This is a genomic window from Limnobacter sp. (assembly GCF_036846585.1).
Taxonomy (GTDB): domain Bacteria; phylum Pseudomonadota; class Gammaproteobacteria; order Burkholderiales; family Burkholderiaceae_B; genus Limnobacter.
Genome location: NZ_DAIUBR010000041.1, coordinates 1 through 21179 on the forward strand (window position 1 = coordinate 1; position 21179 = coordinate 21179).

Consider the following 21179-nt stretch of genomic DNA (forward strand, 5'->3'; position numbering starts at 1 on the left):
ATTCATGGAAAGCAGGCACAGGCAGCACTGGTTTGCGCATGGTTTCAAGCCACAACTTGCCCCATTCGTCGCGGTTACGCAGGCGACGCACCACGGCATTGTTGGGAAATTCCTGCCAGGCAATTTTCTGGTTAGCACACCAGGCTTTCACTTCTGTGTCGCGCTGAAAACTGGCCCAGTTGCCTGTTTCTTCATGGCTATACAAAGTAATTGCATCCACGCCACACAAGGCAATGCTTTGCAGGGCAACCAAGGCATTGGCCTTGGCGACAAACATGGGAAGGTGCTGCGGCAGCTGCCCTGCCATTTCTTCAAGGCATTCCCGCGCAAATTCAAAGTGCTGGGGCGCACTGTCTGCCTGCCTGATCAGCCTGGGTTCAAGGCAATACAGCAAGGTTACGCTGCCACCACCGGTGCGTGCAGCCTCTACGGCCGCATGCAGGGGCGCATGGTCGCGAAGACGAAGGTCTTTTTTCAGCCAAACAAGGTGCAGGTGCATGCAGCGATACCCAAATACTACTGTTTACGTGTACAGTATATTTGATTTTACCGCCTTTGCCTGAATTGTTCAAACAAACACACCGCACTGCTGCTGCCCACGTTCAGGCTTTCAATGTGTTTGCTTTGTGGAATGCGAATGTGCTGCGTGGCCCTGTCCAGCCAGGCTTGGCTTACGCCCTGCCCTTCACTGCCGAACACCCACACACCAACAGGTTTTAAATCGGCATCAAACAGGTCAATGCTTTTGGGGTGAAGGCTGGTGACACGAATGGATATTTTCGATCCTTGCCTGCTTAACGCTTTCATCAAGTCATCTTCGGAAAACAGCTGCAAGCTGAATTGCGCACCCATGCCAGCACGCAGTACCTTGTCGCTCCACACCCAGGCGCTATGGTCGCTCAATGCCACCTGTTTTACGCCAGCAGCCGCACAGTTGCGCAACAGGGCGCCCACGTTGCCGGGGTCTTGAATGCCATCAAGCAAGGCGACTTCGTGATTCAAGTCTATGCCCGTGCTGGCATTCACGGGCTTGAAAAATATCATCGGCCCGGTGGGTGTTGTCAGCTTGCTAAGCTTTGAATACAAATTGTCGGCAAGCACCATGCAACGCACATTGCCGTTTTCCAATACATCGCTAAGTGCCGACATGGTTAACCATTCCGGCTTGTTCAACAGGCTTTGCGGTATCCACACCGATTCAATGTTGACACCGGGCAAGTGCAACAAAGTTTCCGCCAGGTGCAAGCCTTCCGCTGCAGAAAGCCCGCTTTGGCGTAAGGCATGGTTGGAAGAAAGCAGCTTGATGGCTGCCTTCAGGCGTTCATTCTGGGCCGATTCAATGGTGGTGAAATTGCGTTCGTAGCTCATGGTTCTTCTAAAAAGAAAGGTCCTGTTGGGCGCGTTCCAGTGCCTCGCGCACTGGCCTGAACGATTTTCTGTGCACCTGCGTGGCACCGTGCTGTATTAACAAAGCCATGTGGCGTGCCGTTGGGTAACCCATGTGCACATCGAATTCATATTCCGGATATTGAAGAGCGTGGGCTTTACACCATTCGTCACGCGCTACTTTGGCCAAAATTGAACCTGCGGAAATGGCGGGAATTTTCGTGTCGCCCTTCACCACGGCAATGGCCTTGTAGGGCCATTTGGGCAGCTTGTTACCATCCACTGCAATCAGGCATTGCTCGGGTCTCAGGCCCGCCTGTTGCACCACCAAATCAACTGCCCGCCACATGGCCAGCAAGCTGGCTTGCAAAATATTCAAGCGGTCAATTTCTTCCACCGTGGCTTGGGCAACGGCGCTTGCCCGTGCATGTTCTTGAATGCGCAATACAAGCACATCGCGCTTTTTCGGGCTCAATGTTTTTGAACAGGCCAACCCCTCAATTATATTAGGTGTACCCAGCAAGGCCGCACCTGCCACCACGGGGCCACACAGGGGGCCACGCCCTGCTTCATCCACACCGATCACCTGCAAGCCATGTTCAGTTGCGTAGGCCTGAATTTCTGCCCACTCCCGAAATTCAGCCATGCATCACCTGCTGGATCACCCGGCCTGCAATTTCGCCCGACGGTTTAAGCAAGCGCTGGTGCTGTTCAGCAAACAGCGTTTCCAGCCGGGTGCGGTTGGCGTCATTGTCGAGTTGAAACAGTGCTTTTTCAGCCAAAGCGGCCGGCGTTGCGTCATCTTGCAACAGCTCGGGCACTGCGAATTCGTTCAACAAAATATTGGGTAAACCCACATAGGGCATGTAGCCTTTGCCTTTCATCATTTGGTAGCTTAACCACGGCATTTTGTAGGCGATCACCATGGGCTTGCGGTACATCATGGCTTCCAGCGTGGCCGTGCCACTGGCCAGCATCACTGCATCAGCCGCGGCCATGCATTCATGCGATTTGCCCTCGATCAACGCCCAGCGATCCAGCAATTGCGGTGGGATCATGGTCCTGAACATGCGCAGCAGGCTGCTGCCAGGTGGCATGGGGGTGACAAAACGCAAGTCAGGTTTTTGTTTCAACAAGACCATGGCCGCCTGTACAAACGCAGGGCCGATGTGTTTCACCTCTGCGCCACGGCTGCCGGGCAGTACCGCCAGCAATTGCCCTTCACTTGGCAAATTCAGTTTGGCACGGTACGCCATCGGGTCGATGGTTTCAGGCACCAGGGCCGCCATGGGGTGGCCAATGTAGGTGGCCGAAATCCCTTCCTTGGCCAGAATTTCTGGTTCGAACGGAAAAATGCACAACACATGGCTGCAGGCCGCCTTGATTTTGTGGATGCGTTCCATGCGCCAGGCCCAAATCGACGGGCACACCACATGCACCGTGGGAATGCCGCTTTCACGCAAGGCAAGTTCAAGATTCAAATTGAAATCGGGTGCATCCACCCCCACAAACACCTTTGGGCGGTTTGCAACAGACCATTGCCGAATCAGGTTTTTGCGCATTTTGAGCAAGCGGGGCAAATGCCGAATTACCTCGACATAACCGCGCACGGAAAGCTCTTCTGAACCATGCAAGGGTTTAACGCCCAATTCGCGCAGCTTGGGGCCTGCAATGCCCTCCATGCGAACGCTTTGGGTTTGTGTCAGGTGTTCAATGGCCAACGCCCCGATCCAGTCGCCCGAAGCCTCGCCCACTGAAATGGCCAGGTCCACCGGGGACGCAGGATAATGTGTTGTTGAGCGCGCCATCGCCTAGCGAATGATGCCGCGTGTGGCTTCGTCCAGAAACACCTTCATGTGCACAAGGTGCGGCTTGGCATCATCAGGTGCTGCCGCCGCCAGCGCATCAATGGCTTCTTTGGATTCGGCAATGCTTAAACCCTGACGATAAATCACCTTGTAGGCCCGTTTGATGTTCAGAATGGCGTCGGGTGAAAACCCCCGGCGCTTCAAACCTTCCGAATTGATTCCCGCGGGCCCTGCAGGGTAGCCTGCCGCCATGACAAAAGGCGGTACGTCTTGCATCAGTTTGGTTTGGAATGCGGTCATGGCGTGGTCGCCCACACGAATGAACTGGTGTATGCCGCTCATGCCGCCCAAAATAACCCAGTCGCCAATAACAACATGGCCAGCCAATTGCACGCTGTTGGCAATGATGGTGTTGCTGCCAATGTGGCAGTCGTGCGCAATGTGCACGTAGGCCATAATCCAGTTGTCGTTGGCGATGGTGGTTTTGCCGCCGTCTTGAATCGTGCCGGTGTTGAAGGTACAGTATTCGCGCACGGTGTTGCGGTCACCGATAATCAGTTCAGTGGGCTCGCCCTTGTATTTCTTGTCTTGCGGATCGCCACCAATGGTGGACGAACCATGAAACACATTGTCTTGCCCAATTGTGGTGCGGCCGCTGATCACCATGTGTGGGCCGACTTTGGTGCCAGCGCCAATTTTTACATGGGGACCAATAACAGAAAACGGCCCAACCTCTACTGTGCTGTCCAGTTCTGCCTTGGAGTCAACAATTGCAGACGCATGTATGGGCATTTGAAAATGTTCCTTAAACTTCGCGGGCCGTGCACATCAAATCAGCAAGCGCGACCACATTGCCATCTACCAGCGCTTTTGCGGAGTACTTCCAGATACCACGCGAAACACGCTCCACCTGAACATCCAGCATCAAGACATCACCGGGCACCACAGGCTTTTTAAAGCGGCAGTTGTCGATGCCCACGAAGTAGTACACCAGGTTTTTGTCTGGTGACGCTTCCATGGATTTGAACGACAAAAGCCCTGCAGCCTGCGCCAGTGCTTCCATGATCAACACGCCCGGCATGACCGGGTGAATCGGGAAGTGGCCGGGAAAAAAGGGCTCGTTGTAACTGACGTTTTTCTGGGCCAGAATTCGAACATTGGGTTCAAGTTCCAGCACTCGATCCACGAGTACAAAAGGGTAACGGTGCGGCAAATTTTCCAAAATGCCTTTGATGTCCATAACGGGCGTATTCATAGCTTCTGAGTTCACACTTATTAAGGTTTATTGTTCTTTAGCTCGCGCACTTCGCCGCGAAGCTTTAATAGTTGTTTGAGAGTCACTGCTGTTTTCTCCCAGTCTTTGTGTTCCTGCAAGGGGAAAATGCCTGTGTAGGCACCGGGCTCCTTGATACTGCTCATGACCACCGAGGCACCGGAAACATGTGTGCCATCGGGTATGTTCAAGTGGCCAAACACCATGGCTGCACCACCGACGGTGCAACGCGCGCCAATGCTGGTACTGCCTGCAATGCCGACGCAACCAGCCATGGCGGAATGTTCACCAATTTCGACATTGTGAGCGATCTGGATCTGATTATCCAGTTTTACGCCAAATCCAATCAGCGTGTCGTCGAGTGCGCCACGGTCAATCGTGGTGTTGGCACCAATTTCAACCTGGTCGGCGATCAATACACGGCCCACTTGCGGAATTTTTACCCAAGTATCTTTCTCATTGGCGAAACCAAAGCCATCGGCCCCAATGACAGCGCCTGCGTGAATGATGCAGTGCGAACCGATCACGCACTCGTCATACACGGTTACATTGGGGTGAATGCGCGTGAAACTGCCCACTTCAACATGGTTGCCCAGCACAACACCTGCTTCAATGCGGCTGCCCTCGCCTATTTTTGCGTGCGCACCTATCACGCAGTTGGCTGCAATGCTGGCGGTTGCGGCAACGCAGGCTGTTGGGTCAAGCACAGCACGGGGATGAACTCCGGGTGCAGGTTTGAATTCGCTGCGGGCGACCCACCATTGCTGAATTTTGGCGTAATACAGATAGGGGTCGCTGACTAGCCAGGCGATTGGTTTAACGCCTCCGTTTTGTTTGCCGTTCAAGTGCTGACAAAGCGAATCGAACTGCGATTCACGAACAAGAACCACACCAATTTCAGTGGCAAGCAATAGGTCGCGAAACTTGGGGTTTGCCAAAAAACCCAAATGATTCGAACCGCCTTTTTCAAGGGGCTGAATGCCGCACAACAACACATCAGACGCAGACAATGCGCCACCATCAAACGAAGCAAGCCGACCACCAAATATTGCGACCAGATCGCCCAGCTTCGTTTCGACAAAATTCATGCGTGCGCGTTCTCGTGTTACTTGGCGTTGTCCAGGCTGCTGAGCACTTGGTCAGTGATGTCGATACGCTTGTGGGCGTAAACAGCTTCCTGGAAAATGATGTCGTAATTTTCTTTCTCGGCAATTTGGCGAATCACGCGGTTTGCACGTTCCACCAACTCACCCACCACCTGGTTTTTGCGTTGGGCCAGGTCCTCTTCAAACTCGCGGCGCTTGCGCTGGAAATCACGGTCCATTTCAGCCAGATCACGCTGGCGGCGAACCTTTTCGGCTTCCGGCAAGGTAATCGCGTCTTTGTCCAGTTTCGAGGCTTCCGTTTTTACTTTCGTGGCCAGGTCTTCCAGTTCTTTCTGGCGCTTGGAAAAATCGCGCTCCAGCTTTTTCTGGGACTCAACTGCGAACTTGGAGTCGCGCAAAATCCGCTCGGTATTCACAAACCCAATTTTCGTGGCAGCTTGAGCCGTCGCGATTGTAGGAAGAATCACAGCCAGCGACAAGGCACCGCCAATCAACAATTTTTTCACACTATTCAAAACTGTTCTCCAATATAAATTCGAATAAGTTATTTAGAAACCCGTACCAATGGTGAACTGGACACGTTGGGTTTCATCCTGCGGTTCTTTGTTCAGCGGCACACCCAAGCTGAACTTCAGGGGGCCCACTGGCGACAGCCAGGAAATACCTACACCGGTTGAGTAACGCAGTTCACCAAGCTTGACCTTCTCGGTGCTTTGGAACACGTTACCGGCATCCAGGAACGTGAAAGCACGGAAAGTGCGGTCTTTTGTCATGCCGGGAATCGGGAAAAAGAATTCAGCATTCGCAATAACGCGCTTGGATCCGCCAATGGGTACATTGTCCGCGTCACGTGGGCCAAGTGTGGATGAGCGATAACCCCGCACCGTACCAATACCACCTGCGTACACGTTCCGGAAAATTGGGTACGGCGAATCGCCAAGGCCAAAACCGCCCGTGATTTCACCGTTCAAAGCCAGCGTGTAAAGTTTCCCGATCGGGAAGTAATGCTGTTCCTGATAGGTGGTGCGAATGAACTCCTGGTCGCCCAGCGGCGTTGCATATTCAGCGGTCAGGCGCCGCACGCGGCCTCGGGTTGGCGCAATTGCAGAATCGCGTGAATCGTAGGAATAGCCCGCATTAAGCAAAACAGCGTAGCTTGAATTGCCAAAATCATCGACGTAGCGCTGGAATCGATCCGGGCTGAACGGCCCAACTTCCAGATCAGTGCCTTCATAGCCACCACCGAAAGAAAGGCGCTCATATTCACTGATGGGGTAACCAAAGCGCAGACCTGCACCTGTGGTTTCGATGATGTAATCACCCAGATTCAATGCGCTTGGGTCGGTGCGGCGGTTGTACACCTCGAAGCTGCGAGACACACCGTCGATGGTGAAATACGGGTCTGTTTGTGAAAACGAAATGGTGCGGTTTACTTTGCTGGTATTCAATTCCAGGCCAACAGTTTTGCCCGTGCCAAACAGGTTTTGCTGCTGAATGGCAGCGGACAACACCAGGCTGTCGGTACTGGAAATACCTGCGCCCAGCAGCAAGTTGCCGGTAGGCTTTTCTTCCACCTGCATGTTCACATCGATTTGATCGGAGGTGCCGGGGACAGGCTGTGTTTCAATGTCCACGTTCGAGAAGAAACCCAAGCGGTCAACACGTTCCTTGGACAGCTGGATTTTGCGGGAATCGTACCAAGATGATTCAAACTGGCGGAATTCGCGGCGAATTACTTCGTCTTTGGTTCGCGTGTTGCCACCCACATTCATGCGGCGAACATACACACGCTTTCCTGTATCCACGGCCACGTTAATGTTCACCACGCGGTTTTCACGGTCCAGCTCAGGAATTACGTTGGCATTGGCAAACGCATAGCCGTAGTTGCCCAGGCGGTCTTGAATGGCCTTGGTGCTGTCGGTCAGTAATTCACCGTTGAAGGTTTCGCCTTTTTCACTTGCAGCAGTGAACGCAATTCTTCATCCCGACCCAGCAATTGGCCAGTCAGCTCTACGTTGCCGAAGGTAAACTTCTCGCCTTCCTTGATGGTTAGCGTGATGAAAATATCTTGCTTGTTGGGGGCGATCTGAACCTGGGTGTTCTCGATGTTGAAATCGGCGTAGCCACGGTTCAAGTAAAACGAACGCAACTTCTCGATGTCGCCGCCCAGTTTCTGGCGTGAGTACTGGTCGTTCTTGCTGTACCAGGACATGAAGCCGCCTGTGCTCAATTCGAACTCGTCGAGCAGGTCTTCTTCTGAAAAATCCTTGTTGCCCAGAATTTTTAATTGCTTGATGGAAGCAGACTCGCCTTCATCCACGTTAAAGGTAATCCCCACGCGGTTACGCGCCAACTGGTCCACGCGGGTTTGAACCTGTGCACCGTATTTGCTGCGTGACAGGTATTGACGCTTCAATTCCTGCTCTGCCTTGTCGAGCAGGGAGCGATCGAAAATCAGTGATTCCCCGATTCCAACGCCCTTCAATGCTTCCTTCAGCGTTTCCTTGTCAAATTCCTTGGTGCCATTGATTTCCACTGACGCAATCGCCGGGCGTTCAATCACCGTCACCACGAGCACATCGCCCTTGGCAGAAATTTTTACATCTTCAAAAAAACCGGTGGCAAACAGTGAGCGAATGGCTTGCAGTGCCTTTTCGTCGGTGAACGTGTCGCCCACACGAATGGGAAGGTAACTGAATACAGTGCCCGCCTCGGTCCTTCTTAGCCCTTCCACTTCGATGTCTTTTACCACAAACTGGTTTGCCTGGGCATGTACAACGCCAACGGACAAAGCGCATGCGGCCACGACTGGATACACCAATCGCGCTGGAAACAGAGTACTTCTTATTGTCATTCAGATCGTTCCTACCAGCCTGTTTCGGCTGGAACCAATATGTGAAGGCCTCTAGAAAATCAGCCTTTGAATATCATTAAAAAAAGCAACACTGGTCAATGCACCAATGAGCAAAATTCCCAGCTTCTGGCCCCGCACTTGCCACACCTCATCGACGGGCTTGCCTCTAACGATTTCGGCCAAATAATACATCAAGTGCCCGCCGTCCAAGAGGGGTATGGGCAAAAGATTCAAAATCCCTAGGCTAACAGAAACCATCGCCAAAAATCCGAAAAACGGCAGAATTCCCAGGCTGGACGACTGCCCTGCCGCACTGGCAATGGACACAGGGCCACTAAGGTGGTGCCACGACAAATCGCCAGTGACCATTTTACCCAACGCGGCCAGCGAAAATACGCTGACCTCTACCATTCGGCCCGTGCCTTCAACAATTGATTCAAATGGGTTCAGGGGATTGTTCACAACAATGGGTTCACCACCAATCGACAATCCCAGTCGCCCTATGACAGCCCCGTCATCAAGTTGCATGCTGTCAGGCGTGGCACGCACCACCATGTCCTGCCCAGCACGGCGAATCTGAATTTCCATTTCTTCTGACGGACGCTGCTTGATCATCTCGGTAAAGCCCGCCGACGTTTCAACAGGCACGCCATCAACACTTAGTAGTGTGTCATCGACCATGAACCCGGCCGAAGCCGCGGCACTGCCGTCGCCCACGGCACGAACCAGCACACTTTTCTCCACCGGGAAAAACCCGAGCTCCCTGCTCAGGCCGGGGCCAAGCTCTGCGTCCACCTGGGCAGACAAAACCGGTTTCAGGTCGACGGCTGCGCCGTCGCGGTTGACCTGAATATTCAAGTCGTCGCGAAACAGGCGCGCCTTGATCAATGCCCAGGACACCTCATTCCAGTTTTTGGTGTCTTCGCCATTGATGAAAGTGATCTCGTCGCCACTGGCCAGCCCGGCACTGGCAGCCACTGTGTTGGCGGGCGGCTCGGCGGTTTGTGTGGCCAGACCCAACGGCTGCATGTAGGCCAAAAAACCGTAAATAAGGGCAGCCAGCGCCAAATTGGCCAGTGGGCCCGCCAGCACAATGGCAATGCGTTGCCCCACCGGTTTTCTGTTGAATGATTCGGCAAGATTGATGTCTTGACCCTTCAGGCTTTCGGGGTCTCGCTCATCAAGCATGCGCACATAACCGCCCAGCGGAATCCATGAAATGGTCCATTCCACTTTGGATTTTTGATTCACCCATCGAAAAATCGGCTTGCCAAACCCCACGGAAAACCGGATCACCCGCACCCCATAAAAACGGGCCACGGAATAGTGTCCGTACTCGTGGATGAACACCAGAATGCCCAGTGCGATCAGAAATGAAACAACGGAGTTCAACATTGAATACCTACCAGGTCAATTTTCCAACACATTCAGTGGCATGGGCCCTGACAGACAGGTCCAGGTCAAATGCGTCATCCAGACTGCGAACAGATTCACCGCCAAAGCGCGACAAACAACTTTCTGTCAGGCGCACAATGTCCATGTAAGCAATTTTCTCATTCAAAAACAAGTCCACAGCCACTTCATTGGCTGCGTTGAAAACAGGTGCCAGCGCGTCTGGCTTGTTCAGTACATCAAAAGCCAGTTTCAGCATGATGAACCGGTTCAAATCGGGTTCTTCGAAGTCCAGACGGGCAAGCTGGACAAGGTTCAGGCGTGGTGAACCCGATTCAATCCGGTCGGGCAAGCCCAATACATGGGCAATCGGCGTTCGCATGTCCGGGCAACCCAGCTGGGCCAATACGCTACCGTCTTTGTACTCCACCATTGAATGAACAATGGATTGCGGGTGAACCAGTACAGACAGCTGGCTTGCCGGCAGGCCAAACAGCCAGAGTGCTTCGATCAGTTCCAGGCCTTTGTTGGCCATGGTTGCACTGTCGACCGATATTTTCCGGCCCATGACCCAGTTTGGGTGCGCAATGGCCTGCGCCGGGGTGGCCTGGGTCAATTCCTCAAGCGTTTTTTTGCGGAAAGGCCCGCCAGAAGCGGTCAGGATAAGCCTTTCAATGCCAAACTGGTTCGCCCTGGAAATGTCGTAGTTCTGCGGCAAGCATTGATAGATCGCATTGTGTTCGGAATCCACGGGCAGAATGGTGGCGCCCGATTCCTTGCAGGCCCGGATCATGAACTGACCGGCCAGCACCAGCGATTCCTTGTTGGCCAAAAGCACCCGCTTTCCAGCCTGCAATGCGCACAGTGTGGGTTTCAGGCCGGCCGAACCAACAATAGCAGCCACCACTGTGTCCACGCTGCGGTGGGCACACAGAGAATCCAGTTCATCTGCCCCCCCCATGTCGGGCACATAACCCAGCTTATGGTTCAGCAATTGGCTGTAGCCCTTTCGGTGCCACTCGGCAAGCGCCGCAGCATCACAAATAATCAAAGCCTGCGGACTGTGCGCACACGCCTGCTTGAAGAGCAAATCAATGTTTTTACCCGCAACCAGCCCAAAAACCAGGAAGCGATCGGGATGCCTGGCAACCACGTCCAGCGTGTTCACGCCAATCGTGCCAGTCGCACCCAAAAGTAGTAAATTTTGCACGGCCATTTTCCTGTCAACCCGCCATTGCACTGACCAGCAGTATGGCCAACGGCAATACGGGCAACTGTGCGTCAATTCTGTCCAGTATGCCACCATGCCCAGGCAGTAACTGGCTGCTGTCTTTCATGCCGGCACGGCGCTTGAGCATGGATTCAAACAAATCGCCCACCACGCTGTAGGCGCTTAACACCAGCAACCAGAAAGAAAACACCACGGGGTGCCAACGCTCGAAAGCCATGGCCTGCCAAGTGTTTTCAAGAACGGGAAACTGATCGGCCAGCAATACCACTGCCCAGCTGAGGATCAGCACGCTGAAGGCGCCGCCAAAGGCCCCTTCCCAGCTTTTTCCGGGTGAAATGCGTGGGGCCAGCTTGCGCTTGCCAAACGCCTTGCCGAAAAAATAGGCGAAGATGTCGGCAGCAAAGCAAATGGCAATGGTGCTGAGCAGAAAAACAATGCCGTAGGTTTTGGTGACGACCAAGGCAAGCCCTGCTGCCGCAATTAATACGAAGCCCACTGCACCATACACAACCGGATTGGTCAGCACGCCAAGCGACACATGTCGCAGGCACCAGGGCGCAAACGCAACCCAAAACACACTGGCCAGCGCCAAAAGCGGAAACCCCGGGGTTTGCAGGCTGAAAAACTGCGCGCCCGCCAGGCAAATTGAACCGCCTGAAATTGCATAAAGAATGGATTTTGACGCGCCGAACTGGCCCAAGCGCGCCCATTCCCAGAATGCGCCGAGCAGAACCGCCAATACAAACAAGTTCCAGCCAAGCGCACCGCCGTAGACCAAGACTGCAAGCAGTCCGAGGAGCAGGACTACCGCAGTGATTACACGCGTTCTAAGCATGATTTATGTCTCGTTTGAGAAACAATTCACTGCGCCGACTGCAGAACGTTGACCAGTTGTGGCTGAATCTGTTCGGACGTTCGACCAAAGCGACGTTCTCTGTTGTTATACGAATCAATGGCTTCCAGCAACATTGGTTTGCCGAAGTCGGGCCAAAACCTGTCTGTGAAGTAAAACTCAGTGTACGCCAACTGCCACAATAAAAAATTCGAAACACGTTGCTCACCGCCCGTGCGGATGAACAGGTCCGGTTCAGGGCTGCCATGCAGACACAGGTGTTGTGACAGTGAGGCTTCGTTAATTAATTCCGGGTTGTTAGCCAAATCAGGTTGGCTTTTCAGCATGTTTTTGGTGGCTTGAAGGATGTCCCAACGCCCGCCGTAGTTGGCAGCAATGTTCAAATGCAAACGGGTGTTGTTCTTGGTCAGTTCTTGGGCAGATGCAATGGCCGCCTGCAATTCAGGCTCGAATGCGGTGGCGTCGCCAACAATCCGCAAACAAATGTTTTCCCGATGCATGGCCTCAACGTCTTTGCGAAGCACGCGGATGAAAAGGCGCATCAACACACTGACCTCTTCTGGGGGGCGGCGCCAGTTTTCCGAGGAAAATGCGAACAGGGTCAGGTGTTCCACGCCCAGCTCACAGCAAGCCTGCACGGTGCGTTTAACAGCGTCCACGCCCCGTTTGTGGCCCGCCACACGGGGCATCAGCCGGTTTTTCGCCCAACGCCCATTGCCATCCATCACAATTGCGATGTGCTTTGGGATGCTGGATGTGTTGGGCACCTCCAGGGTCGAGCTTGTGAAAATGGCCATTGGTTTATACCGTCATGATTTCGGCTTCTTTGGACTGCAAAACCTGATCAACCTCGGCAACAAATTTGTCGGTCAGTTTTTGGATGTCGCCCTGTGCGCGGCGCTCGTCGTCCTCTGAAATTTCCTTGTCATTGACCAGGCGCTTCAAGGCCTCGTTGGCATCGCGGCGCAGGTTGCGAATGGCCACCTTGGTTTGCTCGCCTTCGCCCTTGATGAACTTGGTCAGTTCCTTGCGGCGTTCCTCGGTCAATGCGGGCATGGGTACACGGATGGTTTCGCCCATGGACGCCGGGTTCAAGCCCAAATCAGATTCGCGAATGGCCTTTTCCACTGCATTGGCCATGTTCTTTTCCCAAGGCTGTACCACGATGGTGCGGGCATCAGCCAAACTAAGATTGGCCACCTGGGAAATTGGCACCATGGAACCATAATAGTCGATCTGTATGTGGTCAAGAATGCCGGTGTGTGCACGCCCTGTGCGAACCTTTTGCAGGTCCGTCTTCAGGGAGTCAATGGACTTGGACATTTTTTCTTCGACTGTTGTGCGAATGTTTGCGACGCTCATAATTGAAATCTCACTGCATGAATCGATTGGGTTACATGTGCACCAGGGTGCCCTCGTTTTCACCTGCAACGGCGCGGTGTAATGCGCCTGGCTTGTTGATTGAAAACACTCGAATTGGCAGCTTCTGGTCGCGACACAGTGCGAACGCAGTGGCATCCATTACTTCGAGATTTTTGGAAATAGCTTCATTGAAGGTGATTCTTTCGTACCGCGTGGCGGTCGGGTCTTTGTTCGGGTCAGCCGTGTAAATGCCGTCTACCTTGGTTGCCTTTAATACCACCTCGGCGCCAATTTCCGAACCACGCAAGGCCGCTGCGGTGTCGGTGGTGAAAAATGGATTGCCTGTACCGGCAGCAAAAATGACAATTTTGCCTTCTTCCAGGTATCGGATTGCCTTTGGGCGGATGTAGGGCTCAACCACTTGCTCAATGTTCAAAGCGGATTGAACACGCGCCTGAACACCGGCACGCCTGAAAGCATCCTGAAGGGCAAGGGCATTCATCACGGTGGCCATCATGCCCATGTAATCGGCCGTGGCGCGATCCATGCCTGCAGCACCAGGAGCAATACCCCGGAAAATGTTGCCCCCGCCTATCACCACGGCCAGTTCCACACCGGACGCGGACACCTCAGCGACTTCTGCCACCATGCGTTCGATGGTTTGGCGGTTGATACCGTAGGAGTCGTCACCCATCAGGGCTTCGCCTGACAATTTGAGTAACACACGTTTGTATGCTGCCATTCAAGCCTCTTGTTGGATCATTGTCAGGATTCTATAACGTAAAGCAAGGAACTTCGTCTACACGCAAATAAAAAGGGGCTTCCCGGATGGAGAAACCCCTCTTTTTTTCCGGAAAGGAATTAACGGCCAGCAGCTGCTGCAGCGGCTTGCGCAGCAACCTCAGCGGCGAAGTCATTCACCTTTTTCTCGATACCTTCACCCACAATGAAAAGCTCGAAGCTGTTCACGGTGCTGTTTTTGGCTTTCAACATGCCTTCAACCGTCAGCTTGTCGTCTTTCACGAAAGGCTGTGACAGCAATGCCACTTCTTTCAGGAACTTCTTGATCGATCCCTCAACCATTTTCTCGGCGATGTCGGCTGGCTTGCCAGATTCGATCGCCTTGGCCTTGGCAACAGAACGCTCACGCTCGATTTCGTCTTGTGGAACACCGCTTTCGTGCAAAGCCTTGGGCTTGGTGGCGGCAATGTGCAATGCAACATCCTTGCCTACGTTTTCGTCAGCACTGGTGTAGTCGACCAACACACCAATCTTGCCACCGTGGATATAAGAGCTCAGGTTGCCAACCGCTTCAACGCGCTTGAAACGGCGAACTGACATGTTTTCACCGATCTTGCCGATCAGGGCTGCGCGAACTGTTTCAACAGTGCCTTCGCCCAAAGGCAAGGCAGACAGCGCTTCAACGCTGGCCGGGTTGTTGTCGGCAATCAGTTTGGCCACGTTGGCCACAAAAGCCAGGAAATCGTCGTTTTTGGCCACGAAGTCGGTTTCGCAGTTCACTTCAACAATGGTTCCCAACTTGCTGTTTTCGTTGATATAAATACCAACCAAGCCTTCTGCCGTGACGCGTGCCGCGGCTTTGCTGGCCTTGCTGCCCAGTTTTACACGCAGAATTTCTTCAGCCTTGTCGATGTCGCCATCGGCTTCGGTCAGGGCCTTTTTGCATTCCATCATGGGCGCGTCGGTTTTCTCGCGCAGTACTTTCACCATTGCTGCTGTAATTTCAGCCATTGATCTTCTCCTAACTGTCGGATTCTGAATTGGATAAAAAAAAGGGGCGACTTGTCGCCCCACCGGAAGACGAAGGCTGAATTAACCCTCGGCCCCCTCTTCAGACACTTCAACGAAGTCGTCGCCGCCTTTGATTGCTTCTACCACGTCGTTCACTGCCTGGTCACGACCTGCCAGTACGGCATCAGCCACTGAGCGGGCGTACAGGCGAATGGCGCGTGCGGAGTCATCGTTGCCAGGAACGATGTAGCTAACACCAGCTGGTGAATGGTTGGTATCCACAATGCCTACAACTGGAATGCCCAGCTTTTCGGCTTCAGTGATTGCAATTTTGTGGTAACCCACGTCGCACACGAAAATTGCATCAGGCAGGGTTGGCATGTCTTTGATGCCACCGATGGACTGGTTCAGTTTTTCAAGTTCGCGTGCAAACATCAAGGCTTCTTTTTTGGACATGCGCTCTGTACCGCCGTCGGCGATAATGGCTTCCATGTCTTTCAAACGCTTGATGGACGTTTTTACAGTTTTGAAGTTGGTCAGCATGCCGCCCAACCAACGCTGATCAACGAAGGGCATGCCGCAGCGTGCTGCTTCTTCGGCGATGATTTCCTTGGCTTGACGCTTTGTACATACAAACAGGATGTTGCCGCGATTGGCTGACAGGCGCTTGACGAACTTCAGCGCGTCGTCGAGCATGACAACGGTTTTTTCCAGGTTGATAATGTGAATTTTGTTACGATGGCCGTAGATGTAAGGGGCCATTTTGGGGTTCCAGAAGCGGGTTTGGTGGCCAAAGTGGCAACCAGCTTCCAGCATTTCGCGCATTGATGCTGCCATGAATTTCTCCAGTATAGACAGGGTTAAATGGGTTTGTACTGGGCCAGAAAGTTCAATTTTTTAGTGAACTTCACTAGCACCCTGTCGCACAAACCATTAAATTTACTCTTGTGCGCCGATTAACTTAACAAGTTAACCGTGGCGCTAGAGCAGCCAAAGATTATACTCGGTTAAAATACGTTAGCTCAAGCAGGAATTTAACAAAACCATGAATATTGTGATTAAAAACGAGCACGACATTGAGAAAATGCGTGTCGCGGGCCGATTGGCCTCGGAGGTTCTGGATTTCATCGGCCCCCATGTGGTCGCCGGGATCACCACGGAAGAACTCGATAAACTGTGCCACGATTACATGGTGAACGTGCAGGATACCATTCCTGCACCACTGAACTACGCCCCACCCGGCTACAGCCCCTACCCCAAGTCAATTTGCACATCGGTGAACCACCAGATTTGCCATGGTGTTCCCGGCGCAAAGAAGCTGAAGAACGGCGACATTATCAACATCGACATCACGGTGATCAAAGAGGGTTATCACGGCGATACCAGCCGCATGTTCATTGTGGGCGAAGGCTCGCTGGCTGCGCGGCGCCTGTGTGAAATCACGTTTGAAGCCATGTGGATTGGCATTGAACAGGTCAAGCCCGGCGCCACCTTGGGCGATGTGGGTGCGGCCATCCAGAAATTTGCTGAAGGTTTTGGTTATTCAGTGGTTCGCGAGTTTTGCGGGCACGGCATTGGCACCAAATTCCACGAAGAACCACAGGTTTTGCATTACGGTCGACCCGGCACCGGTGTGAAACTGGTGGAAGGAATGATTTTCACGATTGAGCCCATGTTGAATGCGGGACGTCGCGAAATCAAGGAAATGCCCGATGGCTGGACGATTGTGACCAAAGACCACAGCCTTTCAGCCCAATGGGAACATACTGTGTTGGTGACGGCTGATGGATACGAGGTATTGACCGTGTCGGAAGGCACGCCAGCCAATCCCCGGTTGAAAACACAGGTAGCATGAATTTGAGCATCGACTCTGCAACATCAGCGAAGAACACCCCTGAAGCCGACCTGAACGCGGTAAGGATTGAAATTAAAGGCAAATTGAAGGCCGATGCCCACTTGTGGCTGACCCCTTTTGATGAAAATACGCCTGCCGATGCTGTAGAAACAGCATTAAAACAACGTTGCAACCATGTTGATGATGCGCTTGTTTCGCTTTGGAATGCCCTTCAAATGCCGCCAGGATATGCCATGGTGGCTGTGGGTGGGTACGGACGTGGCGAGCTGTTCCCGTTTTCCGATGTCGATGTATTGATTTTGATCGACCACGAACCTGATGAAGCCAATACCGCGAAACTTGAAAACTTTTGTGGCTCGGGCTGGGACATCGGTCTTGAAATTGGGCACAGCGTCAGAACACTGGACCAGTGCGTTGACGAGGCCGCGAAAGACATCACCGTGCAAACAGCACTTGTTGAGTCCAGGGTTCTTGCCGGAAATATTCAATATTTCAATGATCTGGAAAAAAAACTTCAAGCAAAACTTGACGTAAAAACTTTCTTCAGAAAGAAAACACTTGAATTGCGTCAGCGGCACGCGAAATACCAGGAAACGCCCTACAGCCTGGAGCCCAATTGCAAGGAAAGCCCGGGCGGCTTGCGTGACTTGCATGTTATTTCATGGGTAAGCCGCGCTGCCAGTTTGGGCAACAGTTGGGCCGAAATGGCCAAGCAGGGTTTGATCACGCCCTTCGAAGCAGCCAAACTGCGCAACAACGAGCGAACCCTGAAAAAAATTCGCTATCAGTTGCATGTCACCACCGGGCGTCGGGAAGACCGGTTGGTGTACGACGTTCAAACCCAACTGGCGGAATCGCTGGGGTATCGGCCCACGGCAGCCAAGCGATCCAGCGAACAAATGATGCAGCAGTATTACCTGGCGGCCAAAGCGGTAATGCAGTTAAACACCATTTTGTTGCAGAACATTGAGCTGTCAATCTTTGGATCCAATGCAACGCCGGTTCCAATTGATGACGAGTTTCAGGAAACAGATTCCTTGCTCGACATTCGCGATGACGATGTGTTTGCCAAAAACCCATCGGCCATGCTGCGCGCCTTCATTGTGATGCAGCAAAACCCCAGATTGAAAGGCATGAGCGCGCGTACCCTGCGCCAGCTTTGGCACAACCGGATCAAGATCAACAGCGAGTTTAGAAAAGACCCGGTGAACAAGGCGCTTTTTATCGACTTTTTCAAGCAACCGCAGGGCATTGTCCACGAATTGCGCCGAATGAATGAAACCAGTGTGCTGGGACGCTACTTGCCGGTGTTCCGAAAAATCGTGGGGCAAATGCAGCACGACCTGTTTCATGTTTACACGGTGGACCAACACATTCTGACCGTGGTGCGCAATTTGCGGCGCTTCACCATGGCAGAACATGCGCACGAATACCCTTATTGCAGCCAGTTGATGGCCAACTTTGACGATCACTGGTTGCTGTACATCGCGGCGTTGTTCCATGATGTGGCCAAGGGTCGGGGTGGAGATCACAGTGTGCTGGGTGAAGTCGACGCGCGCAAATTTTGCAAAGACCACGGCCTGAATGAAGAGAACACCGATTTGGTGGCTTTTTTGGTCAAACACCATCTGACAATGTCAAACACAGCCCAGAAAAAGGATCTGTCCGATGTCGAGGTGTTGCGTGAATTCGCGTCATTTGTCAAAACGCCCCGCAATTTGACAGCCTTGTACCTGTTGACTGTGGCCGATATTCGCGGCACCAGCCCCAAGGTGTGGAATGCCTGGAAAGGCAAGTTGCTGGAAGACCTTTATCGCCTTGCTTTGAAGCACCTGGACGGCGAGGCCCCCAACCGCAGGCAGATGCTGGTTGAGCAACAGGCCGAAGCCAAACGGATTTTGCGGCTGTATGCCTTGTCAGATGACGTGCAAGACTCCTTATGGGCGCAGCTGGATGTGTCGTACTTCCTGCGCCAGGGGCCAAGTGACATTGCCTGGCACACGCGCCATCTGTATTGGCGCGTCGACACAGAACAGCCCATTGTGAAGGCCCGTTTGTCGCCCATTGGCGAGGGTCTGGAGTTGCTGGTTTACACCCGCGATGAAATGGATTTGTTTGCAAGAATTTGTGGTTACTTCGACTCCAAGAACCTGAGCATTCTGGATGCGAAAATTCACACCACGTCGCATGGTTACGCCTTGGACTCATTTTTAATTCAGCACGACAACGGTGACGAGTTTTACCGTGAAACCTTGTCCTTGCTGGAAGCCGAACTGCAAGACAGGCTGGTCAAGCGCATGCCGCTGGAAGCCCCTGTGTTTGGCCGCATGTCCAGGCAATCCAGGCACTTCCCGGTGCGCCCTTCCGTGGATTTGAAACCGGATGAAAAGGGCAATCAATACCTGTTGACCATTTCTGCGACCGACCGCACAGGCCTTTTGTATTCAATCACGAAGTTGCTGGCACAGTACAAAGTCAGTGTTCAAACCGCGAAGATCATGACCTTGGGTGAACGGGCAGAAGACAGCTTTTTGTTGTATGGTCAATCGCTGACATCGCAGAAGTTGCAAATTCAGCTTGAAACCGATTTGCTGGAACTTCTGTCGATTTAAACGCAAACACCACTCTATTCGTCGTGCAACTGCACCATCGATTTAATGATGCCCATCACGCGGCCCATGCCCTCGTGCACTGTTTTACTGATCTGGGCATGTGAAATTTCTTGTGCGCTTTCGCCCACACCCGCGGCCTGGTTCACCACCAAAGCCAGGTGTGCATAGGGAATTTCAAGTTCACGGGCCAATGCCGCTTCGGGCATGCCTGTCATGCCCACGATGTCGGCGCCGTCTCGCGCCAAGCGCTTTACTTCTGCAGCGGTTTCAAGACGTGGGCCTTGCGTGCAGGCATAACAGCCACCCTGCACCACCTGTTCACCCACTGAGTCGGCAGCCAGACACAATGCTGTTCGCAATGCCTGATCGTAAGGCCAGGTGAAGTCTATGTGCGAAACGGCCTGATTGTCACCTTCAAAAAAGGTGGCTGCCCGGCCATGGGTGTAGTCCAGTATTTGATCGGGCACCACCAATTGACCCGGCTTTAAATCAGGGCGAATTCCTCCCACGGAGGCAACCGACAAAATTCCATCAATTTCCAGCTGGGATAAGGCCCACAGGTTGGCGCGGTAGTTGATTTGGTGTGGTGCAATGGTGTGCCCGTAACCATGGCGCGCCAAAAATGCAATTTCATGGCCTGCAAGCACGCCAATGGTTAGCGCACCCGAGGGTTCACCATAAGGCGTGCGCTGCACTTTGCGTTTTGTGACTTCAAAACCGGGGAGTTGACTAAGGCCACTGCCGCCCAACACTGCGTACATTGTTTACTTCCTGTTGTTAAGGTAGTTGGAAAACTCGGCAGACACTTCCGGGTGTTTGAGGCCCAGTTCAACAGTGGCTTTCAGGTAACCAATTTTGGATCCGCAGTCGAAACGGGTGCCATTGAAACGGTAAGCCAGCACGGGCTGATCTTCCAGCAGCGACGCAATGCCGTCGGTCAACTGGATTTCTCCGCCCGCACCTTTTCCGGTTTTGCGAATGTGGTCAAAAATCTGGGAATTCAAAACGTAACGACCCACCACTGCAAGGTTGGTGGGTGCGTCTTTGGGATCAGGTTTTTCAACAATGGCGTTCACCCGTTCAGAACAGTTGTTCCATGGGGTGCTGGACACAATACCGTACGATTTTGTGTCTTCTCCCGGCACTTCCTGTACGGCCAGTACGCTGGCGTGTTCATGCTCAAACACCTTGACCATTTGATGCGTAACAGAGGGTGTGCCTTTGTCTACATCCATCAGGTCGTCGGCCAGCAACACCGCGAAGGGTTCTGTGCCCACCACGGGTTCGGCACACAACACGGCATGTCCCAGACCCAGGGGTTCCATCTGGCGAATGTAAATGCAGTTCACGTGGCTGGGCACAATGTTTTTTACCAACTCAAGCAAGGCAGTTTTACCACGTGCCAGCAACTCGGCTTCCAGTTCATAGGCCTTGTCGAAATGGTCTTCGATCGCGCGTTTGCTGCGTCCGGTGATGAACACCAGTTCGGTAAGCCCTGCTTCCAGTGCTTCTTCAACGGCGTATTGAATCAGTGGTTTGTCAACCACAGGCATCATTTCTTTGGGGCTGGCTTTTGTGGCGGGCAAGAAACGTGTACCCATGCCTGCGACGGGAAAAACGGCTTTTCGGACTCTTGTCATGGCAATGTACTCAATAAATGAAAGTATTCAAATAACGCGGCAGATTGATTAAAGC

At 53.0% G+C, this 21179-nt stretch carries 19 protein-coding genes and 2 pseudogenes; 2 read left to right on the forward strand and 19 right to left on the reverse strand.

Features of this window, described 5'->3' with window-relative positions:
• The 17 genes and pseudogenes from V7028_RS13950 to rpsB form a co-directional block, all read right to left on the reverse strand.
• On the reverse strand, positions 1-499 hold a 499-nt coding region (locus V7028_RS13950), incomplete at its 3' end, for a deoxyribodipyrimidine photo-lyase (RefSeq protein ID WP_334120692.1).
• A 47-nt stretch (positions 500-546) separates the two neighbouring features.
• Positions 547-1368, reverse strand: a complete 822-nt coding sequence (locus V7028_RS13955) for a TrmH family RNA methyltransferase (protein ID WP_334120693.1) — start codon at positions 1366-1368, stop codon at positions 547-549.
• Between the two features lie 7 nt (positions 1369-1375).
• Entirely contained in the window at positions 1376-2032 is a 657-nt protein-coding gene (locus V7028_RS13960) for a ribonuclease HII (RefSeq protein WP_334120694.1), read from the reverse strand.
• A complete protein-coding gene (gene lpxB, locus V7028_RS13965) occupies positions 2025-3194 on the reverse strand; it encodes a lipid-A-disaccharide synthase (RefSeq protein WP_334120695.1) in 1170 nt (389 codons plus the stop codon). Before lpxB ends, V7028_RS13960 begins: the two co-directional genes overlap by 8 nt.
• A gap of 3 nt (positions 3195-3197) precedes the next feature.
• Entirely contained in the window at positions 3198-3986 is a 789-nt protein-coding gene (lpxA, locus tag V7028_RS13970) for an acyl-ACP--UDP-N-acetylglucosamine O-acyltransferase (RefSeq protein ID WP_334120696.1), read from the reverse strand.
• Positions 3987-3999: 13 nt separating this feature from the next.
• Positions 4000-4449: a 3-hydroxyacyl-ACP dehydratase FabZ gene (gene fabZ / locus V7028_RS13975; RefSeq protein ID WP_305563562.1), complete on the reverse strand. Its 450-nt coding sequence runs from the start codon at positions 4447-4449 to the stop codon at positions 4000-4002.
• A 20-nt stretch (positions 4450-4469) separates the two neighbouring features.
• A complete protein-coding gene (lpxD, locus tag V7028_RS13980; RefSeq protein WP_334120697.1) occupies positions 4470-5555 on the reverse strand; it encodes a UDP-3-O-(3-hydroxymyristoyl)glucosamine N-acyltransferase in 1086 nt (361 codons plus the stop codon).
• Positions 5556-5572: 17 nt separating this feature from the next.
• Positions 5573-6079: an OmpH family outer membrane protein gene (locus V7028_RS13985; protein WP_334120709.1), complete on the reverse strand. Its 507-nt coding sequence runs from the start codon at positions 6077-6079 to the stop codon at positions 5573-5575.
• A gap of 42 nt (positions 6080-6121) precedes the next feature.
• Positions 6122-8427: pseudogene (gene bamA / locus V7028_RS15330) on the reverse strand (outer membrane protein assembly factor BamA).
• 51 nt (positions 8428-8478) lie between these two features.
• Positions 8479-9822, reverse strand: coding sequence for an RIP metalloprotease RseP (rseP, locus tag V7028_RS14000; protein ID WP_334120699.1), 1344 nt, complete (start codon positions 9820-9822; stop codon positions 8479-8481).
• Between the two features lie 7 nt (positions 9823-9829).
• Positions 9830-11035 carry a 1-deoxy-D-xylulose-5-phosphate reductoisomerase gene (gene dxr / locus V7028_RS14005; RefSeq protein ID WP_334120700.1) on the reverse strand — a complete coding sequence of 402 codons (1206 nt, stop codon included), beginning with the start codon at positions 11033-11035 and terminating at the stop codon, positions 9830-9832.
• A 7-nt stretch (positions 11036-11042) separates the two neighbouring features.
• Positions 11043-11885, reverse strand: a complete 843-nt coding sequence (locus tag V7028_RS14010; protein ID WP_334120701.1) for a phosphatidate cytidylyltransferase — start codon at positions 11883-11885, stop codon at positions 11043-11045.
• A 26-nt stretch (positions 11886-11911) separates the two neighbouring features.
• On the reverse strand, positions 11912-12694 hold the full coding sequence (locus V7028_RS14015) for an isoprenyl transferase (protein ID WP_442918749.1): 783 nt from the start codon (positions 12692-12694) through the stop codon (positions 11912-11914).
• Positions 12695-12704: 10 nt separating this feature from the next.
• Positions 12705-13265: a ribosome recycling factor gene (frr, locus tag V7028_RS14020; RefSeq protein ID WP_305563966.1), complete on the reverse strand. Its 561-nt coding sequence runs from the start codon at positions 13263-13265 to the stop codon at positions 12705-12707.
• 31 nt (positions 13266-13296) lie between these two features.
• Entirely contained in the window at positions 13297-14007 is a 711-nt protein-coding gene (pyrH, locus tag V7028_RS14025; RefSeq protein ID WP_334120703.1) for a UMP kinase, read from the reverse strand.
• A 119-nt stretch (positions 14008-14126) separates the two neighbouring features.
• Positions 14127-15017: a translation elongation factor Ts gene (tsf, locus tag V7028_RS14030; RefSeq protein ID WP_334120704.1), complete on the reverse strand. Its 891-nt coding sequence runs from the start codon at positions 15015-15017 to the stop codon at positions 14127-14129.
• An 81-nt stretch (positions 15018-15098) separates the two neighbouring features.
• A complete protein-coding gene (gene rpsB / locus V7028_RS14035) occupies positions 15099-15854 on the reverse strand; it encodes a 30S ribosomal protein S2 (RefSeq protein WP_334120705.1) in 756 nt (251 codons plus the stop codon).
• A gap of 196 nt (positions 15855-16050) precedes the next feature.
• On the opposite strand from rpsB, the pseudogene map reads away from it, so the two are divergent.
• Together map and V7028_RS14045 are read left to right on the forward strand one after the other, a co-directional pair.
• Positions 16051-16872: pseudogene (gene map, locus V7028_RS14040) on the forward strand (type I methionyl aminopeptidase); the annotation flags it as partial.
• 50 nt (positions 16873-16922) lie between these two features.
• A complete protein-coding gene (locus tag V7028_RS14045; protein WP_442918750.1) occupies positions 16923-19484 on the forward strand; it encodes a [protein-PII] uridylyltransferase in 2562 nt (853 codons plus the stop codon).
• Between the two features lie 14 nt (positions 19485-19498).
• Here the strand turns inward: V7028_RS14045 and V7028_RS14050 are convergent, their stop codons facing one another.
• Positions 19499-20245 carry an S-methyl-5'-thioinosine phosphorylase gene (locus tag V7028_RS14050; RefSeq protein ID WP_334120707.1) on the reverse strand — a complete coding sequence of 249 codons (747 nt, stop codon included), beginning with the start codon at positions 20243-20245 and terminating at the stop codon, positions 19499-19501.
• A 3-nt stretch (positions 20246-20248) separates the two neighbouring features.
• Complete coding sequence (gene galU, locus V7028_RS14055) at positions 20249-21124, reverse strand: UTP--glucose-1-phosphate uridylyltransferase GalU (protein WP_334120708.1); 876 nt, start codon at positions 21122-21124, stop codon at positions 20249-20251.
• Positions 21125-21179: the final 55 nt, after the last annotated feature.